The sequence below is a fragment of the Blautia sp. AM23-13AC genome, from assembly GCF_003435675.1.
Taxonomy (GTDB): domain Bacteria; phylum Bacillota; class Clostridia; order Lachnospirales; family Lachnospiraceae; genus Fusicatenibacter; species Fusicatenibacter saccharivorans.
The window spans coordinates 254,905-278,842 of the sequence record NZ_QTUL01000001.1 but is presented as its reverse complement, the minus strand read 5'-3'; the positions used below and the strand labels follow the sequence as shown (position 1 = coordinate 278,842).

The window sequence follows — 23,938 nt, the reverse complement described above, 5'->3', positions numbered from 1 at the left end:
GGACAAAAGATGAAGAAAAAGACGAAACGGCTGTTTTTCCTTGCGGGTGCGGCCGGGTGTACGATGGCGGCAGCCATTTGGCTGCTGCCGGGAACTTCGGCGTATTTTACAGATCACGAGAGTGTCTGGAATCGTATGGTGTTCGGACATAATACAAGTACTATCGATGAAGAATTTCCGACACCGACGCCCGTACCGCCAGGGAAAAGTGTGGTAAAGAGAGTAAAAATCAGAAATGAAGGTTCCGTTGCCTGCTATATTCGTGCGGCACTTATATTCAGTGAACCAATTGAAGCGATTGAGGGACTTGATACGAAAAACTGGGTAAAAGGAGAAGATGACTACTATTATTACAAAAAACCGGTTTCAGAAGGCGAAAGCACGACGGAATTGTTTACCGGAATCCGCGTTGCAAAAGAAATGGAACAGAAAGAACTTGAGGTTTCGGTCTATGAGGAATCGGTGCAGATCCAGAAGGGGAATATGGTATTTCACGGCTATCGGGAGGCATGGGATGCTTATGAGAGAGGTGGTCAGACATGAAAGGAAAACGCGTCAGGATCGGATGTGCGGCGGCAAGTCTTCTGATGGGAATCAGCGGAACGTATGCATATTACCGGAGCAGTGTTGAGACCATTAACAAAATAGCTGTCGGAGATGTAAATATTGGAATCTGGGAATATGAGGAAGACGGGGATGGAGAAAAGAAGTATGAGGGACCGGAAAACGGCATTGTACTGCCTTCCCAGGTGATTTCAAAAATTCCGCGGATCACCAATTATGCTGAACCATGCTATGTCCGGGTAAAGCCTGTGTTTGATGAGGAAGAAACGCAGGATTACCGTCTGGGGGAAGAGGACCTTGGGGGAATCGAGGACGTCTGGCTGAAAGCAGGAGAGTATTATTATTATCCAAAAGTGCTGGGAAAGCAGGAATCTGTCGATTTTTTCCGTACAATCACCATTCCATCTGCGTGGACCAGTGAGGCGGAGGGACAGGTGCTGTCCGTTGAAATCCAGGCGGAGGCCGTACAGGCAGCGAATGTGACGCCGGATTTTACGGCAGAAGCTCCGTGGGGAGAAGAACTGGAAATAGAACAGTGTGTCCACGAGGCGGATAATACCGTTTCGGAGGTTTCGCAGCAGAGCTTCCTCACCGTTTCGTACGAAGGAGCAGCGCGGAATCTGATCTTGGCACCCGACAATTTCTTTCGGAACTTTCCAGTGCTGATGCCGGGAGATGAATGGGAAGATACGTTCACACTGGTGAACACGACAGCAAGCCGTGCAGAATTTTTTCTGCGGACGGAACTTCCGGAAGAACTCAGTGAAGCAGAAAAAGAACTGCTTTCCAAGGTGAAACTGGAAATACGAGAGGGAGACAGCGTGATTTATGAAGGTGATTTAGAGAGTGAGGGACTATGGGCAGCAAAAAGTCTTGGAATATGCAGTCCAGATGAACGGAAAGAAATCTGTTTTTCAATCCGTGTGCCGTCAGAACTTGGAAATGAATGGGCACTTCGGAAAAGCGGGGTAAAATGGATTTTTTCTGTCGAAGGAGAAGATCTGCCGCAGGAAGAAGGCCCCTCTATCTGGCACAGCGCGCCAAAAACAGGTCTGCGCGATCCGTCAGCAGCGGTCCCCATTGGAATTGCCGTGACAGGAGCCTTCCTGTTTCTTGCCGCGGGCCGGTCTGAAAGGAGGAAAGAATGAAAAGAGCAAAGAAAAGCTTCTGGTTTCTCGCAGGAATTCTGCTGTTGTTGGGATTTTGTTTTCGGGAAGATGTTCTGGCTTCGAGTCTTACGAGTCTTCCTTCTCTTTCGAAAGCCGGAATCGGAGAAGTTGTATCATCGGACTCTGTTATTGACGGCCGATATGATTTTACCCCGCTGATCGGAAGTGAGACAAAAATCCGTTTTGGAAGTACAGATGGAAGTACCTGGGACAATCTGTTCTGCAAAAACGGAGAGAGCCATTCGAAATGCTGTTCCACATGGTGGCCGGCGGCCGATGTGAAGGGATGGAGTAATCTCCGTTCCTTCACGCCGCTGGAGTCGAAAAAAGGAAAAATGTATGCGGAATATACGAATGTTGGAGAGTGCCACGGGGAAAATGTAACGATGCGGATCTGGCTGGAAGACTGGCAGAACACGGTTGTACCATCAGGGTATGAGGACGTGGATGCGGTAGTCGTGGCGATTGACCACAATAAGCCGGTCATTGATATTAAAGGTCTGCTCTGGATCAAGGTACGGTTTGCTTATTACGACAGTAAAGGAAATCCGCTGAATGTGAAAGGATATTTTACACTTTCAGATCTGGACTTTAAGCAGGGCTTTTATCTGGCTGATGAGACAGAACATATCTATCTGACGAAGGAGGCAGATGCCAGAATCGTCTACGATGCCAGAACAGAAGCGATCTGGTCGGCAAGACGCGGCTCTGAGCCGGACGGTGGAACAACTCCGGAAAATTCGGAAGGCTGGGTTACAGTTACCTTTGAAGGAAATTCCCAGACGATGATTTTCTATGATGGAGGCACTAACGACGCGGTAACTGGTCCCGGCGGCGGAGTGAAAGCACCGAAAAAATGGCCGGATAATTTTGTAAACGATACTTCCAGTACGTACAACAACTGGCATGGAGCATCCCGGGAAACGGGAATAACTGTTGTGCCGTGGAATACTTCGGAATTTGGTTACACAGCGAACGTTCCCTGTCATCTGTCGAAAGTAGGAGATCTTGTAGTGAAAAAAATGGATGCAGAGACAAAAGAAGCTATTTCGGGTGCAGAATTTACCGTGTACCGCTGGAAAAACAACACCTGGAGTGAATTCAAAAAGATGAACTGGGTGAAAAAAACGGGTTCTTATCTGCTGGAGGGAATTCTGGATACAGACAGTGAAAATGGAAAATTCCGTGTTGTGGAGACAAAGAATCCAGCTGGTTATGCAGGAAGCTGGGAGCAGGAATTTTCCATTGACAAGGAAGGCATGCAGACGATCCATCTGGAGGCAGAAAACACAAGAAAAACAGGCTCACTGAAGATAAAAAAGACGGAAGAAAACTCAGGGAAAGTACTTTCTGGTGCAACATATCAGGTGATTGCGAGCGGAGCAATTACAACGGTAAACGGAACAGTGCTGTTTCCGGATCAGGCGGTAGCAGCTGTGCTGAAAACGGATGAAAATGGAGAGGCGTTCAAAAACGGGCTGGAGTACGGAACGTATCTTGTGCGGGAAACGGCGGCTCCAAATGGATATGTGCTGGATCCGACGGAAAAGAAAATAACGATCGGGGAACAAAACGCACAGATCACACTGACGTTTACAAACTGGAAGAACCGTTTTGTTCTGCAGAAAGTAAGTCAGGGAGACGGAAAAGTGCTTCAGGGAGCAGCCTTTCATATCTGGACGAAAGATGGAAGTTTTGATGAGACAAAAAAGACGGATGCAAATGGAAAAATTGAGCTGACGGGACTTTTGGACGGTGTCTGGTACTATCAGGAGACAGCATCTCCGGAGGGCTTTCTGCTGGACAGCACATGCCGGGAATTTGTGGTAGAAAACGGAAAAATTGACGGTAAATCGGAACTGTCGGTGACGGTCGAAAATGATGGAACACATCTGACAATTGAAAAAATAGATGCAGAGAGCGGAAAACGAATTTCCGGCGCAAAGCTGGTATTAAAAGATATGGATGGAAACCGTGTGGACAGCTGGATTTCAGGAGGAAGCGGCCCGCATGAACTGGAAAAATTAAAGCCGGGTTCTTATGTCCTTGTGGAGGAGGCCGCGCCGGATGGATACCTTGCGGCAGAACCGGTTTCGTTTGTGCTGGAGGCAAAACAGGAAGTGCAGACCGTGACGATGAAGGATCTTGCATGTGAAACCTTGACGATTACAAAGAAGATTAAGGCGGATGAGATTACATGGGCGCATGGAAATCCAACGTTTCTGTTTTCCGTGAAGGGAAAGGATCTGTATGGAAAAGAACATACATACCAATGCTATCTTACGTTTACAAAAACACAGGTGGAGAAAACGACAGATCAGGACGGCTACACGGAACAGTCGGTACAGATCCGGGGAATTCCGGCAGGAAACGATTACCGGGTACAGGAGAAGAAGGTGCTGCGGTATTCGCTTATGCAGGTGACAGGTACGAAGAATGTTACCGTGAAAAAACTAGAAGAGCCGGCATATGGAAAAGATCCTGCGCGCGTCTTTTCGGTATCGGTAAATCTTTGCGGACATCCCAAAGAAAGTGAGGTTGTATTTGAAAATCAGAAATACCGCTGGGATGATTATGGACACAACAGTATTGTAAAAAACCGGATTCCGGTTGAATAACAAAACGGAAAAACATTCCACCATCGGTTCGGGTGGTGGAATGAAAACAAAATGGAGAGAGAAAAAATCAGCAGAAAAAGAAGAGGGATTGCAGTTCTGACATTGGCGGCGCTTTTTTTCTGGTATCTGCCGCAGATTCAGGTAAGCCGGCAGATTCGAAAAGAACAGGAAGAAGCGGTGGAGATGTATGTCAGAGAAGAAAAAGAAGAGAACAAAGAGGAAAACGAAAAAAGCGAAGAAGTGCAGGAGCAGGAACCGGGCAGTACAGATCAAAATCTGTTTCGGACAATTGATTTTACAGGACTTCGATCAAAAAATAGAGAAATCTGCGCGTGGCTCTGGATTCCGGGCTGCGCCTTAGATGTTCCGGTTGCGCACGGGCAGGATAACGCATATTATCTGACACACGATGCGTTTTGCAGGGAGCGGATTTACGGCAGTATTTTTGCACCGTGTGATACACCAGAGGATTTTTCTGAACGTCACACGATTTTATATGGGCATAATATGCGGGATGGAACGATGTTCGGAGGATTGAAAAAGTATCGTGAGGCGTCGTGGGAACAGGAATTTCCGTATCTGTACCTGTATTTGCCGGGTGAAGCATGGCAGTGCCGTATTTGGAGTGTGGAGGAGACGGATGCCAAAAGTGATGTTTACCGGCTGGGAGCATGGAGCGATGCGGACTGGAATGCATGGGTACAGGAAAGAAAAGAAAACAGCATTATCTTTGGCAGCGGTGAGGAAAAGAAAGTTCAAAAGATACTTACCCTTTCCACCTGCATTGGTGACGGCAGCAGTTCACAGAGACTGGCTGTACATGCGGCGGTGGAGATGATTTTTGCAACAAAATCTGGAAGGGAAGAGGGTTCTGTGCTAGAATAAGACAGAATCAAAAGACTTATGATACAGAGCAGGAAAAAGGATGGCGATAAGACATGAAAGAACTGTACACGGCAGCAGGAATTTTTGTTGTTCTGATACTGCTGGGAGTTTGGATGGTACAGAATAACAGAAATGAACAGGAAAAGAAGCTGGTACAACTGCGGAAGAAATGGGGAAAAAAGCAGGAGAAACGGACGGCACGGGAAAAGAAAGAAAAACTGGAAGCGTGTCTGAGACGAAAAGCAGGGGAAAACTTCTGCGTGGACGCGATTACCTGGAATGACCTGGATCTCGATGCGGTTTTTGACACAGTCGACCACACAGTGTCGGTGTGCGGGGAAGAATATCTGTACACGGCGCTTCGGATGCCGGTCACAACAACAGAAATCAGGGAAGAGCGGGAACGGCTGATGAAGCTTTTTGCAGAGAACCAAAAAGCCAGAGAAGCAGTGCAGAAAGCACTTCTTTTGATGGGAAAAGAAAAGATGAATCCGCCGACAGAAGAAATAGCCGTACTGATGGAGGCGGAGCCTGGAGAGAAGGGGAAATATCTTCTGATGGCCGGTATTGCTGTGCTTGGAATTGGACTGCTGTTTGTACTGCCTCCGCTGGGTGTGGCTGTTCTGTTTGCTTCTATGGTCGGCAACGGACTGATGCATGGAAGGGAGAGCAAAAAGCTGGAGAGTGCATTAAAAGCGTTTGGCTGTATCCTGCGGCTGCAGCGGACAGCCAGGGAACTTGGAAAAGAAAAAATTTCCGGACTGGAAATGTATCAGAAGCGTCTGGAAGAACAGGAAAAACAACTCCGTCCGATTACAAGAAAATGCAGAACACTTGTGAATACGAAAGAATCGCAGGGCGGTGCAGCAAACATGATTTTTGCATACTTTCATACGTTCTTTCTGCTGGATCTGATCGAGTATTCTTCGGTTGTTTCCGGAGTGAAATCGTATGAAAAAGCGATTCTGCAGATGGCAGAGGATCTTGGACTCCTGGACTTTGCACTGTCTGCAGCATCGTACCGGGAGAGCCTTTCGTATTACTGCCGGCCGGAATTCCTGGATGAGAAAAAGGCGGGCTGTCGGATCGATGTGGAGGAGCTTTATCATCCGCTTCTGACACATCCGGTGGCAAACAGTTTGTATGCGGAGGGCGGAATTCTGCTGACCGGCTCGAATGCGTCGGGAAAATCCACATTTATGAAAAACATGGCAGTGAATGCGATTCTGGCGCAGGCACTGAACACGAGTCTTTCGAAGCGGTACCGCGGTGTTGTGTGCCGGATCATGACATCCATGGCACTCCGCGATAATCTGGCACAGGGAGAGAGTTACTTTGTTGTGGAAGCAAAATCTTTAAAACGGATTCTGGAGGCAAGCCGGGAAAAAACACCGCTTCTGTGCGTCATTGATGAGGTGCTGCGGGGAACAAACACGACGGAGCGGATTGCAGCGTCAGAGAGTGTGCTTGCTGCCCTGCGCCGTGCAAATGTGCTCTGTCTTGCAGCAACACATGATACTGAACTGACGTATCTGCTGGAAGATCTCTATACCAATTATCATTTTGAAGAGCAGATTACCGCGCAGAGTATTTCCTTCCCGTATCGCCTGGAACAGGGGCCGGCAAGAGGAAAGAATGCGATTGCGCTGCTTGGAAATATGGGAATTGATGAAAAAATTGTAAAACAGGCAGAAAGAAGAGCTGCGGAGTTTGAAACAACAGGAAGCTGGGAAAAGAATAAGTTTCTGAGATAGAAAAACAGCCGGGAAAAATTGATCTTTTTTGAAAAAATATGCGAAAATGGTTCAGCATTTTTTCATTGTGTGTTATGATAAAATAGATCGCGTGATCCGGCAGAAAAACCGCCGGATCTGTTAAGGAGAAAAACATGAGCAGGACAGGCTTGGAAGATGCATATATTATGCGCGGCAGCAAGAAACTCCGCATGGGATATACGACGGGTTCCTGCGCTGCAGCGGCAGCGCGGGGAGCGGCGTTTATGCTGCTTTCCGGGAAAGAAATACAGGAAGTGAAAATCCATACGCCAAAGGGCATTGTTCTGAATCTGGAATTGCTGGATATCCGGAGAAGTGCCGAAAAAGTAAGCTGTGCCGTCCGAAAAGACGGCGGGGATGATCCGGATGTGACAGATAAAGCATTGATTTACGCGGAAGTGACGTTTGGAACAGAAGAGGGAATTGTAATCGATGGAGGATTCGGCGTCGGGCGTGTGACAAAGCCGGGGCTGGATCAGCCGGTCGGAAACGCGGCGATCAACCATGTACCGCGCCAGATGATCCGCGAGAATGTGGAGGAGATTCAGAAAAAACTCGATGATTTCCGCGCACTGCAGGTTATCATCTCCGTACCGGAAGGGGAAGAACTGGCAAAGCATACATTCAATCCGAGACTTGGCATCACCGGCGGCATTTCAATCCTTGGAACGAGCGGGATTGTAGTGCCGATGAGCGAGGAGGCGCTGATTTCCACGATCCGCGTCGAGATGGAAATGCGGAAAGCACAGGGTGACCGCGTCCTTCTGGTGACACCGGGAAATTACGGACAGGACTTCTTAAAAACGTATCCGTGGGTCCGTGCAGACCATTCCGTTAAGTGCAGTAATTACGTCGGAAAAACACTGGAATTTGCAGCTGAGCTCGGCTTTGACGCCATCCTTTTTGTGGCCCATCTTGGAAAATTTGTCAAGGTGTCCGGCGGAATTATGAATACCCATTCCCACGAGGCAGACTGCCGTGCGGAGCTTCTTACGGCGCAGGCGGTGCGTGCAGGGGCGGATCTTGCACTGGCAAAAAAACTGCTGGAGACCGGAACGACGGAAGAAGCGGTGCAGATTTTAAAGGAAGCAGGATGCCTGAAAGAGACCATGGAAAAAGTGACAGAAAAAATTGCTTTTTACATGAATTACCATATTGAGGGCAGAGTGCAGACGGAGGCGATTGTTTTTTCAAGCAATGAGGGCCTGCTCGGGGAAACCCCGGGAGCGGGAGAACTTCTGGAGCGCCTGCGGGAGCAGGAAGAAAAAGAAAACAGAAAAGAGTAAAAACAAAATGACAGGAATTTTATTTGGAACAGGAATCGGACCGGGAGACCCGGAGCTTATGACGTTAAAGGCCGTCCGTCTGATCCGGGAAAATGATACGATTGCAGTACCAGGAGAGAAACCGGAAGAGAGCATTGCCTACCAGATTGCTGTTCAGGCAGTGCCGGAACTGGCAGAAAAAGAGCTCATTGCTATTCCAATGCCGATGACAAAGAATGCCAAAGAACTGGAGGAAAATCACCGGCGCGGTGCAGAAAAAATAGAGGAGCTGCTGGATGCAGGAAAAAATGTAGTATTTCTGACACTCGGAGATCCAACCGTGTATTCTACCTACCTTTATGTACACAGACGGGTACTGGAAGACGGTTACGATGCGAGAATTGTAAGCGGTGTTACATCGTTCTGCGCGGCAGCAGCATCTCTTTCCGAGGGACTGGTGGAAAATTCCGAAGAACTGCATGTGATTCCGGCGTCTTATCAGATTGAAGATGCACTGGAACTTTCAGGAACAAAGGTTCTGATGAAAGCGGGTAAAAAGATGCCGGCTGTGAAACAGTTCCTGAAGGAAAAGAACTGCCGGGCGGTGATGGTAGAAAACTGCGGCATGGATACGGAACAGAAGTATTTCAACGCGGAAGAAATCCCGGACCAGGCAAGTTACTATTCACTGATTATTGTAAAAGAAAAGAGGAAAAAATAGATGGTACATTTTATTGGAGCGGGCCCCGGAGCCCCGGATCTGATTACGGTAAGAGGACAGAAGCTGCTTGGTGAGGCGGACATTATCATTTATGCAGGTTCTCTTGTCAATCCGGCACTGCTGGATCTGAAAAAAGAGGGCTGTGTGGTATATAACAGTGCAACCATGACGCTGGAGCAGGTGATTGATGTTATGAAAGAGGCCGAAAGCAAAGGCCAGACTGTGGCAAGACTCCACACGGGAGATCCGTGCCTGTACGGTGCAATCCGCGAACAGATTGATGCGCTCGATGCCCTTGGAATCGCTCACGATGACTGTCCGGGTGTCAGCTCTTTCTGCGGAGCGGCTGCTGCCCTTGAAATGGAATATACGCTGCCGGATATCTCCCAGAGTGTTGTCATCACCAGAATGGCCGGAAGAACACCGGTTCCGGAGCGGGAGAGCATTGCGTCTTTTGCGGCACATCAGGCAACGATGGTTGTATTCTTAAGCACGGGACTCTTAGAGGAACTTTCCCGTGAGCTGATTGCAGGCGGCTATACGGCAGATACTCCGGCAGCGATCGTTTACAAAGCAACCTGGCCGGAGGAGAAGACGTTCGTCTGCACCGTTGGAACACTTGCCGAGACGGCGAAAAAGAACCAGATCACCAAGACAGCGCTGATGATCATCGGAAATGCCGTTTCCCAGGGAAATTACCGCAGAAGTGATCTGTACAATCCGGCGTTTACCACCGAATTCCGAGAGGCAGAAAAATAAGATGAAAATAGCCATAGCAAGTTTTACAAGAAACGGATGCGTCTGGAATCAAAAACTCTGTGCGGCACTGAAAAAACACAGCTGTGAAGGATATGCACTGGAAAAGTACGGGAAAGAAGTGGGAATTCCTGCGATTGCACCGTCGCTTCCTGCATGGACAGAGCGCATGTTTCAGAAAATGGATGCGATTTTGTTTATCGGGGCGTGCGGGATTGCGGTGCGCAGTATTGCACCGTACGTGAAAAGTAAAAAGACAGATCCGGCGGTTCTGTGTATGGATGAACAGGGAAAGTTTGTGATTTCATTACTTTCCGGCCATATCGGCGGAGCAAACGAGCTGACGGAAGAAGTTGCAGCTATAACGGGTGCGGTTCCGGTCATTACAACGGCAACGGATGTCAATCACAAGTTTGCGGTCGATGTCTTTGCTGTAAAAAATCATTGTGAAATTTGTGAGATGGAGCTGGCAAAAGAGGCAGCGGCGCTTCTGGTGGACGGAAAAACGGTTGGATTCTGCAGCCGTTTTCCGGTGAAGGGAACAAAACCGGAGGAACTGATCCCGGAAGAGGCGGCAAAACCGTCGATGGGAATCTGCATTACCACATCGGAAGAGGATTCGCCATATGAGAGAACACTTCACCTGATCCCGAAGGTGATCACCGTCGGCATCGGCTGTAAGAAGAATACACCGGCCAGCCGGATTGAAGAAAAGGTTCTTGCGGCACTTGCGGCGGCCGGGATTTCTCCAAAAGCAGTTCGACAGGCGGCAAGTATTGATCTGAAAGCGCAGGAGCCGGGAATTCTGCAGCTGGTGGAAAAGTATGGCTGGCAGTACCGGACCTTTTCTGCAGAAGAACTGGAAACGGCGGAGGGGGAATTTACGCCGTCTCCGTTTGTGAAGAAGATTACAGGAATTGACAATGTCTGTGAGCGCAGCGCAGTTCTCGCCGGCGGCAGACTGATAAAGAAAAAAAAGGCAGCGGACGGTGTAACAGTTGCACTGGCTGCGGCGGACTGGAGGGCAGTATTTTGAGTACAATTTTTGTCGTGGGCATCGGCCCCGGAGCATATGAAAAAATGACGATCGAGGCGGCGGATGCGCTGCGGAACTGCGATGTGATCATCGGCTATACCGTCTATGTGGATCTGGTAAAAGAACATTTTGCAGGAAAAGAATTTCTGACGACGCCGATGCGGAAAGAGGTGGAGCGCTGCCGTCTGGCATTTGAAACTGCGGCAGAGGGAAAACAGGTTGCTATGATCTGCAGCGGAGATGCCGGCGTTTACGGTATGGCAGGTCTGATGTATGAGCTTTCGGAAGAATGGCCTGATATTGAAATTAAGGTAATTCCAGGCGTGACCGCCGCAACGGGAGGCGCTGCCGTTCTTGGTGCACCGTTGATCCACGACTTCGCCCTGATCAGCCTGAGCGATCTTCTGACACCGTGGGAGAAAATTGAAAAACGTCTTCTGCTGGCATCGGAAGCGGATTTTGTCATCTGTCTTTATAACCCGGGAAGCCATAAGAGAGCGGATTATCTGGAAAAAGCGTGTGATCTGATGCTTCGTTACAAAGCGCCGGAAACCGTCTGCGGAATCGTAAGCCAGATCGGAAGAGACGGGGAGACGAGCCGGACCATGACGCTTGCAGAACTTCGCAATACAAAAGTGGATATGTTTACGACGGTATTTATCGGAAACAGTCAGACAAAGGAAATCCGGGATCACATGGTAACGCCGAGGGGATATCGCTATGAATAAAGTAATCGTCTTTGCCGGAACGACGGAAGGCCGGGAAATCTGCAGTTTTCTGAAGAAATATGAGATTGCATCCCTTGCCTGTACGGCGACAGAATACGGCAAGTGCCGGATCGAGGAGGGCGGTGCCCTGACGGTTCGAAGCGGAAGACTGACAGAAGAAGAGATGGAACAGCTTTTTGGCGAAGAACAGCCGGAAATGATTATCGATGCAACCCATCCGTATGCCGATCTTGTGTCGGAAAATATCCGGTCTGCATGTGAAAAAGCAGGAAAAACGTATCTTCGGCTGCTGCGGCCGTCGCTTGCGGCAGATCCATCCTGCGTCATGGTCGATACGACAGAAGAAGCGGTATCGTATCTGGCGGGTACAGAGGGAAAGATTCTGGTGACAACAGGAAGCAAGGAACTCGCAAAATTTGCAGAGCTTCCGGATTATAAAAACCGTGTGTATGCCCGGGTGCTGCCGTTGCCAGGCGTAATTGCATCCTGCGCGGAACTTGGATTTGATGCCGCACATACCATAGGCATGCAGGGACCGTTTTCTATGGACATGAACGTTGCGATGCTGCAGTCGTTCCATGCCGAATGGATGGTAACGAAGGAATCCGGAAGAAACGGCGGCTTTGAAGAAAAAATTGAGGCAGCCAAAAAGGCCGGTGTCCGTGTCGTTCTGATCGGCCGTCCGAAAGAGGAAGAAGGACTCTCGGAGGACGAGGTCAAGCGGTATCTCGTTGAAAAATTTGATCTGTCCGTGAAACGGGACGTCGTGATCGCCGGAATCGGACCTGGTGCAGAAGCACAGATGACGCTGGCGCTCGTAGACGCGTGTGAGCAGGCGGATGTGCTGATCGGTGCGGGACGCATGACAAAAGCAGTAGAAAAATATCAGAAGCCAATGCTTGCAGAATACAGCCCGGAAAAGATTTACGAGTATCTGAAGGCGCACCCGGAATATGAAAAGATTGTTCTTCTGCAGTCGGGTGATGTCGGCTTTTACAGCGGAGCAAAGAAACTTCAGGCCGTCCTTGCGGAAGATGCGGATTTTTCTGTCCGTGTAGAGCCGGGAATTTCTTCGCTGGTTTATTTCTGTGCCAAAATCGGAGTGTCCTGGGAGGATGCAGCATTTGTGAGCCTGCACGGGCAGCACTGCAACTTTCTGGAGACGGTCCGCCGAAACCGGAAAACTCTGGCGATCGCCGGCGGAAAGGGCAGTGTCAGGGAAATCTGCCAGACGTTAAGTTCGTACGGCTGGGAGCAGATTGTGCTGCATGTGGGAACGGATCTGTCGTATCCGGAAGAACAGATTGTGACAGGAACCCCATTCGAACTTGCTAAAATGGAGTTTGCTCCGCTTGCGGTTCTTCTGTTTGAAAACCCGAATCCGGAACCAGAGTTTACAGCCGGCATGGCAGATGAAGTATTTCTGCGTGACAAAGTACCGATGACCAAGCGGGAAGTGCGCAATGCATCTCTTTCTCATCTGCAGCTTTCTTCGAATTCTGTTGTCTATGATATTGGATCGGGCACAGGTTCTGTTTCGATTGAGATGGCGCTTCGTGCAGCACAGGGAAAGGTATATGCGATAGAAAAAAATCCGGCAGCCGTTGCACTTCTGCAGGAAAATAAAAAGAAATTTGCAGTGGATCATCTGGAAATTATTGAGGGAACTGCACCGGAAGCACTCGAAGCACTCCCGGTTCCGACGCATGCATTTATCGGCGGGTCTGCCGGAAACTTAAAAGAGATTCTGGAACTGCTCCTGCGGAAGAATCCGAACATCCGCGTGGTATTAAATACAGTAACCGTGGAAACATTAGCGGAGGCAGCATCGTGTTTCAAAAAACTTGCGTTTGAAGAGCCGGAAATCGTCTGCCTGCAGGCTTCCAATGCGAAAAAGGCCGGAAGAAGCCATCTGATGATTGCCCAGAATCCGGTTTATATCTTTACAGCCCAGGGAGGTGCCAAAGAATGAAAGCACCAAGAATCATGCTGGCAGCAGGAAGGAGCGGAAGCGGGAAAACGATGATCACCTGCGGACTGCTCCGTGCACTGCAGCAGATGGGAAAGCAGCCCGCAGCGTTTAAATGCGGCCCGGATTATATCGATCCGATGTTTCACGAACAGGTAATCGGCGCCCCGTCGTGTAATCTGGATCCGTTTTTCACAGAGGAAGAAACAACACAGTATCTGTTCTGCAAACATGCAGCGGGTCATGACATTTCCGTATTGGAAGGCGTTATGGGGTATTACGACGGTCTTGGCGGAATTTCTACCAAAGGCAGCGCCTACGATCTCGCCGGTATGACAAAAACGCCGGTTCTTCTGGTTGTCGATGCCAAAGGCATGAGCGTTTCAGCGCTTGCCTTTATCAAGGGATACCTGCAGTACAAAGAGGACAGCCGGATCGCCGGTGTAATCTTTAACCGGATGTCAGAGATGCTGTACCGGGAGATCGCGCCGATGGCGGAAAAAGAACTTGGCATTTCCTGTGTCGGCTTTGTGCCGGAACTGAAGGAATGCCACTTAGAAAGCCGCCACCTCGGCCTTGTGATGCCGGATGAGGTGGAAAATCTGCAGGAGCAGGTCAATCTGCTTGCAGAAACACTGCAGAAGACACTGGATTTTGAAAAAATTCTTGCGATTGCAGAAGGGGCAGAAGAGCTCTCGGGAAAAATGCCGGAAGTCCTGCGTAAGGTGACAGAAAGCGAAGCAGCCGCCAAGGTGCGTGCTGCGAAGCCGATTCTTGCCGTTGCAAAGGATGAAGCATTTTGTTTCTTTTATCGGGATAATCTGGAGCTTCTCGCGTCACTTGGAGCCAAAATCGAATATTTTTCGCCGCTTTCCGATGCGGAGCCGCCAAAGAATACAGACGGATTTCTGTTCTGCGGCGGCTACCCGGAGCTGCACGCAGAAGAGCTTTCGGAAAACCAGACCATGAGAACGAAGATCCGCGATAACATCCGTCAGGGAATGCCGGTTCTTGCAGAATGCGGCGGTTATATGTACCTGTCAGAATCCATGGAGGATATGGATGGAAATGTGTATCCTATGGTACAGGCTGTTCCGGGAAATGTTTACCGGACAAAAAAGCTGGGAAGATTCGGCTATATCACCCTCACGCCAAACACGAAAGATACCTTTCGGAACGGCGGAAATCCGGTGCGCGGCCATGAGTTCCATTACTTTGACAGCACAGACTGCGGAAGTGCATGGCATGCGGCAAAACCGCTGCGGAAGCGGAACTGGGAATGCATTCATGCGACAAAACGGATGATGGCGGGATTCCCGCATCTTTACTATATGGCAAGTCCGCACCTCGCACTGGAATTTCTGGAGCAGTGTGTCTCTTACCGGAAAGAACAGGAGAAAACAAGATGAAAACAGCATTAGCAGCCCTGATTGTGGGCTATGGATTGGACCTGCTGCTTGGAGATCCCTCCTTTTTGTACCATCCGATCCGTGTGATCGGAAATCTCATTGCCCTGCTGGAAAAATGGCTGCGGAAGGTATTTCCGAAAACGCCAAATGGAGAGCTTGCCGGAGGAGTTTTTCTCGTGATCCTCGTCTGTCTGGCGGGATACGGTGTTCCGGCACTGCTGCTCTTTGCGGCATTTAAAATTCATCCGGTCATCGGCTTCCTTCTGGAGGTTCTCTGGTGCTGGCAGATTCCGGCAACGAAATGCCTGAAGGATGAGAGCATGAAGGTCTATCAGAAATTAAAAGAAAACGATCTTCCGGGGGCGCGCTATGCGGTTTCCATGATCGTAGGACGTGATACGGAAAATCTTTCGGAAACAGGAGTGACGAAAGCTGCCGTGGAAACGATCGCGGAGAATACGTCGGACGGTGTCATTGCACCGCTCCTCTTTCTTGCCCTCGGCGGACCGGCATTGGGCTTTCTGTATAAGTCCATCAATACCATGGATTCCATGGTGGGATACAAAAATGACAAATATCTGTATTTTGGACGGTGTGCGGCAAAACTGGACGATGTCGTCAATTACATACCGGCGAGAATCAGCGCATGGCTGATGATTCTTGCGTCTGCATGCGAGCGCATGAACTGGAAAAATGCAGAAAAAATTTACAAACGCGACCGTTACTGCCACGCCAGCCCAAATTCTGCGCAGACAGAAGCAGTTATGGCAGGGGCGCTGGAAGTACAGCTTGCTGGAGATGCCGTGTATTTCGGCAAAGTCGTAAAGAAACCAACGATCGGCGATGACATCCGCCCGGTCGAGGCGGAAGATATCAAAAGAGCAAATCATCTGATGTATCTGACCTCGTTCCTCGGACTGGCGTTCTTTGCGGGAATCCGCGCGCTCTTTTTATTTCTGTAAAAAGAGAAGATAGCAACACAACGGAAAAGAGAAAGGAAGGCATATGGTATGAGACAAAATCCACATGGAGGAGACATTTACACGAAAAAATGCAGAGTCGATTTTTCTGTGAATGTCAATCCTCTTGGAGCTCCGGAAAGTGTGAAAGAGGCGGTGAGAAAGAGCGCGGAATCGGTGGAACAGTATCCTGACGCACTGTGCCGGGACCTGACCCGGGCACTGTCGGAAAAGGAGCAGCTTCCAGAAGAAAATATCCTGTTTGCAAACGGCGCCGCGGAGCTTATTTTTGCCCTGACACAGGCTCTCCGCCCGAAAAAAGCGCTGATTGCAGCGCCGGGATTTGCAGAGTATGAAGCAGCACTTTCAGCGGCAGGGTGTTTTATCCGTATGTATCTGCTGCAAAAGGAAAAAGGCTTTCTTTTACAGGACGATTTCTGCGATGATCTGACCGACGATCTGGATCTTGTTTTTTTATGTAATCCAAATAATCCAACCGGCCTTACGATTCCGCAGGAGCTTCTTTTAAAGATCCTGGATAACTGCCGGGAGCGTAACATCTATCTGGTGCTGGATGAGTGTTTCATAGAATTTCTGCCGGAGCCGGAAAAAGTGACGATGCAGGGAAAACTGGACGAATATCCGAATCTGCTGATTCTGCGTGCGTTCACAAAGATTTACGCAATGCCGGGCCTGCGTCTTGGCTATCTGCTCTGCAGCGACGAGGATCTGCTGGATCGGATCAGCCGCAGCATGCAGTCGTGGAATGTTTCGATTCCGGCGCAGATGGCAGGCCTTGCCGCCCTGAACGAGGATGCTTACGTCAAAGAAGCACGGGAACTGATCGGAAAAGAACGCGCCTGGATGAAAGCAGAACTGGAAAAAGCAGGTCTTACCGTATGGGATTCCTGTGCAAATTATCTGTTCTTTGAGGGACCGAAGGGACTTGCCGCACGGCTGGAAAAAGGCGGCATTCTGATCCGCGACTGTTCCAACTACCCGGGCCTTGCCGACGGATATTACCGTGCAGCCGTACGCACACATGAAGAAAACCAGATTCTGACAGAAGCCGTTTCACAGATTCTGCAGTGGTTTTAGGAGGAAAAACGATGGCGAAAGTAATTATGATACAGGGAACGATGTCAAATGCGGGAAAAAGTCTGCTTGCGGCGGGCTTATGCCGGATTTTCCATCAGGACGGATACCGTGTGGCGCCGTTCAAATCACAGAATATGGCGCTGAATTCGTTTATTACGAGAGAAGGCCTTGAGATGGGACGTGCACAGGTCATGCAGGCGGAAGCGGCCGGGATCGAACCGTCCGTTTTGATGAACCCGATTCTGTTAAAGCCGACGAATGACACCGGTTCGCAGGTGATTGTAAACGGTGAGGTACTGGGAAACATGAGTGCGCGGGAATATTTTTCCCACAAAAAAGAGCTGATCCCGGACATCATGAAAGCGTACCATGCACTGGAAGAACAGTATGATATCATTGTGATCGAGGGAGCCGGAAGTCCGGCGGAGATCAACCTGAAAGCCGATGATATCGTCAATATGGGAATGGCAAAGCTTGTGGATGCACCGGTGCTCCTTGTCGGAGATATTGACCGCGGCGGCGTTTTTGCTCAGCTTTACGGTACCGTAGAGCTTTTAGAGCCGGATGAGCGCGACCGCATCAAGGGTCTGATTATCAACAAATTCCGCGGGGACAAAACCATCCTGGACCCGGGCGTTGTGATGCTGGAAGAAAAAACACACATCCCGGTGGTCGGCGTGGCGCCGTATCTCCACATCGAAGTGGAAGACGAGGACAGTCTGACCGAGCGATTCACCAGAAAAGAGGAGATCGGTCTCATTGACCTTGCGGTCATCCGTCTCCCGCGTATTTCAAACTTCACCGATTTCAACCCGTTCGAGCGGATCGAAGGCGTATCACTCCGCTACGTAAGCTCTGTCTCCGAACTAAAAAATCCGGATATGATTCTGCTTCCGGGAACGAAAAACACGATGGAGGATCTGCTCTGGATGCGTCAGAATGGTCTGGAAGCGGCCGTACTGAAGGCGGCTGCGGCCGGAAAAGTAATTTTCGGTGTCTGCGGCGGCTTCCAGATGCTCGGAGATACGCTGAGCGATCCGCTGCATGTCGAAGCCGGCGGAACGATCAAAGGAATGGGACTCCTGCCGATGGATACCGTATTTGCCGGTGAGAAGACGAGAACCCGCGCGGAGGGCGCTTTTGGAAAAACAGAAGGCGTTCTTGCCGGGATCGAGGGAACCCGGATTGAGGGCTATGAAATCCATATGGGAGAAACGGTGCGGAAAGAAGAAACAGAAGCATTCACGTTCATCGATGATCAGAACCGTGCTGATTCGGATAAGCTGGACGGTGCACAGAAAGGAAATGTGTACGGTACGTATGTGCACGGCATTTTCGACAAAGAAGAAGTTGCCGAGCGGATCGTGGAAGCACTTGCAAAGAATAAGGGAATTGCCATGGAGCAGATTCACGGTGTCGATTACCAGACATTCAAAGAGACACAGTACGATATTCTCGCAGATGCGCTGCGCGAGCATCTCAACATGAAGAAGATTTATCAAATTCTGGAAGAAGGGGCATAAAGATGAAGATAGAACTGGAGCAGGTAAGCCCGCACGAGATTGAAAAGAGAAGCTTTGAAATTATCACGGAAGAATTAAACGGAAGAACGTTTCCAGAGGATCAGGAACTGGTTGTAAAGCGGTGTATCCACACAAGTGCGGATTTTGATTATGCGGATAATCTCTGCTTTTCGGAGCATGCGGTGGCAAAAGGCATCGAGGCGATCCGGGAGGGAGCCTGCATTGTGACGGATACGCAGATGGCAAGATCCGGCATCAACAAAAAGGTGCTTGCGCGCCACGGCGGTGAAGCGCTCTGCTTTATGTCAGACGAAGATGTTGCGGCAAGAGCAAAAGAAACCGGAAGCACCCGCGCGGCAGCCTGCATGGAAAAAGCGGCGGAGCTGGATAAAAAGCTGATTATTGCGGTTGGAAATGCGCCGACGGCACTGGTCCGCCTCTATGAACTGATCGGGGAAGGAAAAATAAAACCGGCGCTGATCATCGGAGTTCCGGTCGGCTTTGTCAATGTGGTACAGTCCAAAGAACTGATTATGCAGACCAATATCCCGTATATCGTGGCACGCGGACGAAAAGGCGGCAGCAATATCGCGGCGTGCATCTGCAACGCACTCCTGTATATGATGGATCAGGACCGCGGATATTAAAAATAGATGAAAAAACGGAAAGCAGAAGTCTTGACAGATTTCGAATCACCGTTTATACTATGGAACATGGAAAAAGGCTTGGAAGGGAACAAGTAGACGTACAAAAACGCGGACAGAAAGCAGCCGGCAGATGAGAGGCGCATGCAGGTTCTGTACGATTCGAATACATCCCGGAGTTGCGCACCGAATAAAACGGGCGGCAGAAGAACTATGATGCACGTTTTTAGTAGGCTGCGACGTAAGAGACGAACGTTACAGCGTCAGGGTATTCAGAGGTTTTGGATACCGACAAAGGCAGCTGCCGTGAGACAGCTGTGAAGTAAGGTGGTAACACGGGAGATACGGGCTCTCGTCCTTTGAATCGGAAAGGACGGGAGTCTTTTTGTATAAAAAACTTTGGTCCCAGACGGTAACACATACCCGAAAGTCAACCGAAAAAAGGAGAAAAACAAAATGCAGATTTATGACGAACTGATCGCCAGAGGCCTTCTGGCACAGGTAACCGACGAAGATGAAATCAGAGACCTGGTAAACAATGGAAAAGCAACGTTCTATATCGGATTCGACTGCACCGCAGACAGTTTGACTGCAGGTCACTTCATGGCACTGACCCTGATGAAACGGATGCAGATGGCAGGAAACAAACCGATCGCCCTGATCGGCGGCGGCACCACCATGATCGGTGACCCGTCCGGAAGAACCGATATGAGAAAAATGCTGACCCGCGAGGAGATCGACCACAACGCAGAGTGCTTCAAACGTCAGATGGAGCGTTTCATCGAGTTTGGCGAGGGAAAAGCTATGATGCTCAACAACGCAGACTGGCTGCTGAACCTGAACTATGTAGAACTGCTCCGTGAGGTAGGTGCATGCTTCAGCGTCAACAACATGCTCCGTGCAGAGTGCTACAAACAGCGTATGGAAAAAGGTCTTTCCTTCCTGGAGTTCAACTATATGATTATGCAGAGCTACGACTTCTATCACATGTTCCAGAAATACGGCTGCAATATGCAGTTCGGCGGCGATGACCAGTGGTCCAACATGCTGGGAGGAACCGAACTGATCCGCCGTAAACTTGGAAAAGATGCCTATGCAATGACCATCACCCTTCTGACCGACTCTCAGGGCAAGAAGATGGGTAAAACCGCAGGAAACGCTGTATGGCTTGACCCGAACAAGACCAGCCCGTTCGATTTCTACCAGTACTGGAGAAACGTGGACGATGCCGACGTCTTAAAATGTATCCGTATGCTGACCTTCCTGCCGCTGGAGCAGATCGACGAGATGGATTCCTGGGAAGGAAGCAAGCTGAACGAGGCAAAAGAGATCCTGGCCTATGAGCTGACCTCCATGGTACACGGCGAGGAAGAAGCAAAGAAAGCGCAGGAAGGCGCACGTGCCGTATTCTCTACCGGAAGCTCCGAGCATATGCCGACCAGTGAACTTTCTGCAGAGGATTTCACGGACGATAAAATCGATATCGTAACCCTTCTTGTCAAAGCAGAGCTTGCAAAGACCAGAAACGAAGGACGCCGTGCCGTAGAGCAGGGCGGTGTATCCGTAGACGGTGAGAAAATCACAGATCCGAAATATGCCGTAGAAAAAGCAGCCTTCGGCGAGGACGGTATCGTTCTGAAAAAAGGAAAGAAGAATTTCAAAAAAATTTGCGTTAAATAATTAAGTGTGCTATTATAAAAGAATGGATTCCCGGAAAAAATTCCGGGACACACTGAATTATTTGGAGGACAAACAGTCATGGAAAAATATGGCGTAAACGAATTACGAAAGATGTTTCTTGAGTTCTTCGAGAGCAAAGGACATCTTGCTATGAAGAGTTTTTCGTTGATTCCACACAACGATAAAAGTCTTTTACTGATCAACTCCGGTATGGCTCCGCTGAAACCTTACTTCACAGGCGCAGAGATTCCGCCGAGAAGAAGAGTAACAACATGCCAGAAATGTATCCGTACCGGCGATATTGAAAATGTAGGAAAAACAGCCCGTCACGGCACCTTCTTTGAGATGCTCGGAAACTTTTCCTTCGGTGATTATTTCAAACACGAAGCAATCGCATGGTCCTGGGAGTTTTTAACACAGGTAGTAGGGCTCGATCCGAATCGTCTGTACCCATCCATCTATCAGGACGATGATGAAGCATTTGATATCTGGAACAAAGAGATCGGCATCCCGGCAGACCGTATTTTCCGTTTTGGAAAAGAGGACAACTTCTGGGAGCATGGCGCAGGTCCGTGCGGTCCGTGTTCTGAGATTTATTATGACCGCGGAGAAAAATACGGCTGCGGCAAACCGGGATGTACCGTTGGCTGCGAGTGTGACCGTTACATGGAAGTATGGAACAACGTATTCAGCCAGTTCAACAACGACGGCGAGGGCCACTACACCGACCTGATCCAGAAGAACATTGATACCGGTATGGGACTTGAGCGTCTGGCCGTTGTCGTACAGGATGTAGATTCCATCTTCGATGTCGACACCATTCAGGCACTCCGCAACAAAGTATGCGAAATCTCCGGAAAAGAGTATGATAAAGATCATGAGACCGATGTTTCCATCCGCCTTATCACAGACCATATCCGTTCCGCAACATTCATGATTTCCGATGGAATCATGCCGACCAACGAAGGAAGAGGCTACGTACTGCGCCGTCTGATCCGCCGTGCAGCACGTCATGGCCGTCTGCTTGGCATTGACGGACTGTTCCTTGCCCGCCTTTCCGCAAGCGTAATCGAAGGCTCCAAAGACGGATATCCGGAACTTGAAGAGAAAAAAGATTTCATCTTCAACGTTCTGAACAACGAGGAGACCCAGTTCAACAAAACCATCGACCAGGGACTTCATATCCTCTCCGAGCTCGAAGAAAAAATGCAGAGCGAAGGCAAAAAAGTTCTGGACGGACAGGATGCATTCAAACTGTACGATACCTACGGATTCCCGCTGGATCTGACCAAAGAGATCCTCGAGGAGAAGGGCTACGGCATCGACGAGGACGGTTTCCATGCAGCAATGGAAGAGCAGAGAGAGCGTGCAAGATCGAGCCGTGAAGTAACAAACTACATGGGTGCTGATGCAACCGTTTACGATGAGATCGACCCGTCCGTAACAACTGAGTTTACCGGATACGATCATCTGGAGGATACCTCCAAAGTAACCGTTCTGACGACAGAGACTGAGATTGCAGAATCTCTGATGGAAGGCCAGAAGGGAACCATTTTCGTAGAGAAAACTCCGTTCTACGCTACCATGGGCGGTCAGGAAGGCGACTGCGGTATCATCAAAGGAGCAAATGGTGTATTCGAAGTAGAAGATACCATCAAACTCCGCGGCGGAAAATACGGCCACGTCGGTGTCATGAAATCCGGTATGATTTCAAACGGCGAGGAAGTTACACTTCAGGTCAACGAAGAGGCAAGAAAAAATATCGAGAAGAACCACAGCGCAACACACCTTCTGCAGAAGGCATTAAAGACTGTTCTCGGTGCACACGTAGAGCAGAAAGGTTCTCTCGTAACCCCGACCAGACTCCGTTTCGACTTTGCCCACTTCCAGGCTATGACACCGGAAGAACTGGAAAAAGTTGAGAATCTGGTAAATGAAAAAATTCAGGAGCAGATCCCGGTTGTAACCGACATCATGGATACTGAGGAAGCAAAGAAATCCGGCGCGATGGCTCTGTTCGGTGAGAAATACGGCGACAAAGTACGTGTCGTTTCCATGGGAGACTTCTCCAAAGAGCTCTGCGGTGGTACCCATGTAAAGAATACCGCTGAAATCGGACTGTTCAAACTTGTTTCTGAGGCAGGCGTCGCAGCAGGTGTCCGCAGAATCGAAGCTCTGACCGGACCGTCTGTTACTGCATACTATAAAGCACAGGAAGAGAAAATGCATGAGGCAGCAGCTCTCTTAAAGACAACACCGGCGGATCTCCTCGAGAAGATCGCTCATCTGCAGGCAGAGGCAAAGGCACTCCAGGCAGAGAATGAGTCCTTAAAGAGCAAACTGGCAAAAGAAGCGCTCGGCGATGTTATGGATAAAGTAACCGAAGTCAAAGGTGTAAAACTTCTCGCTGCATCCGTACCGGATGTCGATATGAACGGACTGCGTGACCTTGGCGACCAGCTGAAAGAAAAACTGGGAAGCGGCGTTGTTGTTCTGGCATCTGCAAAGGACGGCAAAGTAAGCCTTCTTGCCATGGTAACCGATGATGCGATGAAGAAAGGTGCACATGCCGGAAAACTGATCAAAGAAGTGGCAGCCGTTGTCGGCGGCGGCGGCGGTGGACGTCCGAACATGGCACAGGCCGGCGGAAAGAATCCGGAGAAGATTGACGAAGCAGTTGCAAAAGCTGCCGAGGTACTGGAAGGCCAGATCGCATAACAATAAGCAGGAAAAACAGCACAAAATCCTGCCGCCTGCAGGGCAGAAAAAGGAGCCAGGCAGGCGGCAGGGAAAAATTTTGCAAAAAAATGAAAAAACTTGTTGACGTACGAGATTTTTCTGGTATAATAAGAACAGTGCAAAAAATACCCATACAGTTGTATTATGCACAATCTACAACTGGAGGGAGGTTAGGTGTGAGACTATGTCAAATGTAATCGTTAAAGAAAACGAAACGTTGGACAGCGCTTTACGCAGATTTAAGCGTAGCTGTGCAAAAGCTGGCATTCAGCAGGAGATTCGTAAAAGAGAGCATTACGAGAAACCAAGTGTTCGTCGTAAAAAGAAATCTGAAGCTGCCAGAAAACGTAAGTATAATTAATGTGCAAAAAATCCCCGGCGATCTGTTTTGCCGGGGATT

The 23,938-nt window shown here is 49.4% G+C and carries 19 protein-coding genes; all 19 read left to right on the top strand.

Annotation, left to right across the window (positions count from 1 at the left end; genetic code table 11):
* Positions 1–9: 9 nt before the first annotated feature.
* Complete coding sequence (locus tag DW642_RS01260; protein WP_117509025.1) at positions 10–543, top strand: hypothetical protein; 534 nt, start codon at positions 10–12, stop codon at positions 541–543.
* Complete coding sequence (locus tag DW642_RS01255) at positions 540–1,712, top strand: hypothetical protein (RefSeq protein WP_117509024.1); 1,173 nt, start codon at positions 540–542, stop codon at positions 1,710–1,712. Before DW642_RS01260 ends, DW642_RS01255 begins: the two co-directional genes overlap by 4 nt.
* Positions 1,709–4,351 (top strand): SpaA isopeptide-forming pilin-related protein, encoded by a 2,643-nt coding sequence (locus DW642_RS01250; protein WP_117509023.1) that lies wholly within the window; start codon positions 1,709–1,711, stop codon positions 4,349–4,351. Before DW642_RS01255 ends, DW642_RS01250 begins: the two co-directional genes overlap by 4 nt.
* Positions 4,352–4,402: 51 nt before the next feature.
* Entirely contained in the window at positions 4,403–5,236 is an 834-nt protein-coding gene (locus DW642_RS01245) for a class B sortase (RefSeq protein WP_117509022.1), read from the top strand.
* A 53-nt stretch (positions 5,237–5,289) separates the two neighbouring features.
* Positions 5,290–6,990, top strand: a complete 1,701-nt coding sequence (locus DW642_RS01240; RefSeq protein WP_117509021.1) for a MutS-related protein — start codon at positions 5,290–5,292, stop codon at positions 6,988–6,990.
* Between the two features lie 134 nt (positions 6,991–7,124).
* A complete protein-coding gene (gene cbiD, locus DW642_RS01235) occupies positions 7,125–8,297 on the top strand; it encodes a cobalt-precorrin-5B (C(1))-methyltransferase CbiD (protein ID WP_055226415.1) in 1,173 nt (390 codons plus the stop codon).
* A gap of 7 nt (positions 8,298–8,304) precedes the next feature.
* Positions 8,305–8,997 (top strand): precorrin-2 C(20)-methyltransferase, encoded by a 693-nt coding sequence (cobI, locus tag DW642_RS01230; RefSeq protein ID WP_117509020.1) that lies wholly within the window; start codon positions 8,305–8,307, stop codon positions 8,995–8,997.
* On the top strand, positions 8,998–9,756 hold the full coding sequence (gene cobM, locus DW642_RS01225) for a precorrin-4 C(11)-methyltransferase (protein ID WP_022462305.1): 759 nt from the start codon (positions 8,998–9,000) through the stop codon (positions 9,754–9,756).
* 1 nt (position 9,757) lies between these two features.
* On the top strand, positions 9,758–10,789 hold the full coding sequence (locus tag DW642_RS01220; RefSeq protein ID WP_117509019.1) for a cobalt-precorrin 5A hydrolase: 1,032 nt from the start codon (positions 9,758–9,760) through the stop codon (positions 10,787–10,789).
* Positions 10,786–11,517, top strand: a complete 732-nt coding sequence (cobJ, locus tag DW642_RS01215) for a precorrin-3B C(17)-methyltransferase (RefSeq protein WP_022462307.1) — start codon at positions 10,786–10,788, stop codon at positions 11,515–11,517. The genes DW642_RS01220 and cobJ overlap by 4 nt, the downstream gene beginning before the upstream one ends.
* Positions 11,510–13,489 (top strand): precorrin-6A reductase, encoded by a 1,980-nt coding sequence (gene cobK / locus DW642_RS01210; RefSeq protein WP_117509018.1) that lies wholly within the window; start codon positions 11,510–11,512, stop codon positions 13,487–13,489. Before cobJ ends, cobK begins: the two co-directional genes overlap by 8 nt.
* A complete protein-coding gene (locus tag DW642_RS01205) occupies positions 13,486–14,895 on the top strand; it encodes a cobyrinate a,c-diamide synthase (protein WP_117509017.1) in 1,410 nt (469 codons plus the stop codon). The genes cobK and DW642_RS01205 overlap by 4 nt, the downstream gene beginning before the upstream one ends.
* Complete coding sequence (gene cbiB, locus DW642_RS01200; RefSeq protein ID WP_117509016.1) at positions 14,892–15,857, top strand: adenosylcobinamide-phosphate synthase CbiB; 966 nt, start codon at positions 14,892–14,894, stop codon at positions 15,855–15,857. Before DW642_RS01205 ends, cbiB begins: the two co-directional genes overlap by 4 nt.
* 48 nt (positions 15,858–15,905) lie before the next feature.
* On the top strand, positions 15,906–16,952 hold the full coding sequence (cobD, locus tag DW642_RS01195) for a threonine-phosphate decarboxylase CobD (protein ID WP_117509015.1): 1,047 nt from the start codon (positions 15,906–15,908) through the stop codon (positions 16,950–16,952).
* Between the two features lie 11 nt (positions 16,953–16,963).
* Complete coding sequence (locus tag DW642_RS01190) at positions 16,964–18,475, top strand: cobyric acid synthase (protein ID WP_117509014.1); 1,512 nt, start codon at positions 16,964–16,966, stop codon at positions 18,473–18,475.
* Between the two features lie 2 nt (positions 18,476–18,477).
* Positions 18,478–19,122, top strand: coding sequence for a precorrin-8X methylmutase (locus tag DW642_RS01185; RefSeq protein WP_055218068.1), 645 nt, complete (start codon positions 18,478–18,480; stop codon positions 19,120–19,122).
* Positions 19,123–19,575: 453 nt separating this feature from the next.
* Positions 19,576–20,799 (top strand): tyrosine--tRNA ligase, encoded by a 1,224-nt coding sequence (gene tyrS / locus DW642_RS01180; RefSeq protein WP_022462314.1) that lies wholly within the window; start codon positions 19,576–19,578, stop codon positions 20,797–20,799.
* A gap of 78 nt (positions 20,800–20,877) precedes the next feature.
* The gene (gene alaS, locus DW642_RS01175; RefSeq protein WP_117509013.1) at positions 20,878–23,517 is read left to right on the top strand and encodes an alanine--tRNA ligase; all 2,640 of its coding nucleotides are present in this window, start codon (positions 20,878–20,880) and stop codon (positions 23,515–23,517) included.
* Between the two features lie 205 nt (positions 23,518–23,722).
* Positions 23,723–23,899: a 30S ribosomal protein S21 gene (rpsU, locus tag DW642_RS01170; protein ID WP_004222305.1), complete on the top strand. Its 177-nt coding sequence runs from the start codon at positions 23,723–23,725 to the stop codon at positions 23,897–23,899.
* The last annotated feature ends 39 nt before the right edge of the window (positions 23,900–23,938 follow it).

Bases quoted from the DNA above. Each gene is read 5' to 3' on its own strand.
- DW642_RS01260 (WP_117509025.1), top strand. From the start codon at position 10: ATGAAGAAAAAGACGAAACGGCTGTTTTTCCTTGCGGGTGCGGCCGGG.
- DW642_RS01255 (WP_117509024.1), top strand. From the start codon at position 540: ATGAAAGGAAAACGCGTCAGGATCGGATGTGCGGCGGCAAGTCTTCTG.
- DW642_RS01250 (WP_117509023.1), top strand. From the start codon at position 1,709: ATGAAAAGAGCAAAGAAAAGCTTCTGGTTTCTCGCAGGAATTCTGCTG.
- DW642_RS01245 (WP_117509022.1), top strand. From the start codon at position 4,403: ATGGAGAGAGAAAAAATCAGCAGAAAAAGAAGAGGGATTGCAGTTCTG.
- DW642_RS01240 (WP_117509021.1), top strand. From the start codon at position 5,290: ATGAAAGAACTGTACACGGCAGCAGGAATTTTTGTTGTTCTGATACTG.
- cbiD (WP_055226415.1), top strand. From the start codon at position 7,125: ATGAGCAGGACAGGCTTGGAAGATGCATATATTATGCGCGGCAGCAAG.
- cobI (WP_117509020.1), top strand. From the start codon at position 8,305: ATGACAGGAATTTTATTTGGAACAGGAATCGGACCGGGAGACCCGGAG.
- cobM (WP_022462305.1), top strand. From the start codon at position 8,998: ATGGTACATTTTATTGGAGCGGGCCCCGGAGCCCCGGATCTGATTACG.
- DW642_RS01220 (WP_117509019.1), top strand. From the start codon at position 9,758: ATGAAAATAGCCATAGCAAGTTTTACAAGAAACGGATGCGTCTGGAAT.
- cobK (WP_117509018.1), top strand. From the start codon at position 11,510: ATGAATAAAGTAATCGTCTTTGCCGGAACGACGGAAGGCCGGGAAATC.
- DW642_RS01205 (WP_117509017.1), top strand. From the start codon at position 13,486: ATGAAAGCACCAAGAATCATGCTGGCAGCAGGAAGGAGCGGAAGCGGG.
- cbiB (WP_117509016.1), top strand. From the start codon at position 14,892: ATGAAAACAGCATTAGCAGCCCTGATTGTGGGCTATGGATTGGACCTG.
- cobD (WP_117509015.1), top strand. From the start codon at position 15,906: ATGAGACAAAATCCACATGGAGGAGACATTTACACGAAAAAATGCAGA.
- DW642_RS01190 (WP_117509014.1), top strand. From the start codon at position 16,964: ATGGCGAAAGTAATTATGATACAGGGAACGATGTCAAATGCGGGAAAA.
- DW642_RS01185 (WP_055218068.1), top strand. From the start codon at position 18,478: ATGAAGATAGAACTGGAGCAGGTAAGCCCGCACGAGATTGAAAAGAGA.
- tyrS (WP_022462314.1), top strand. From the start codon at position 19,576: ATGCAGATTTATGACGAACTGATCGCCAGAGGCCTTCTGGCACAGGTA.
- alaS (WP_117509013.1), top strand. From the start codon at position 20,878: ATGGAAAAATATGGCGTAAACGAATTACGAAAGATGTTTCTTGAGTTC.
- rpsU (WP_004222305.1), top strand. From the start codon at position 23,723: ATGTCAAATGTAATCGTTAAAGAAAACGAAACGTTGGACAGCGCTTTA.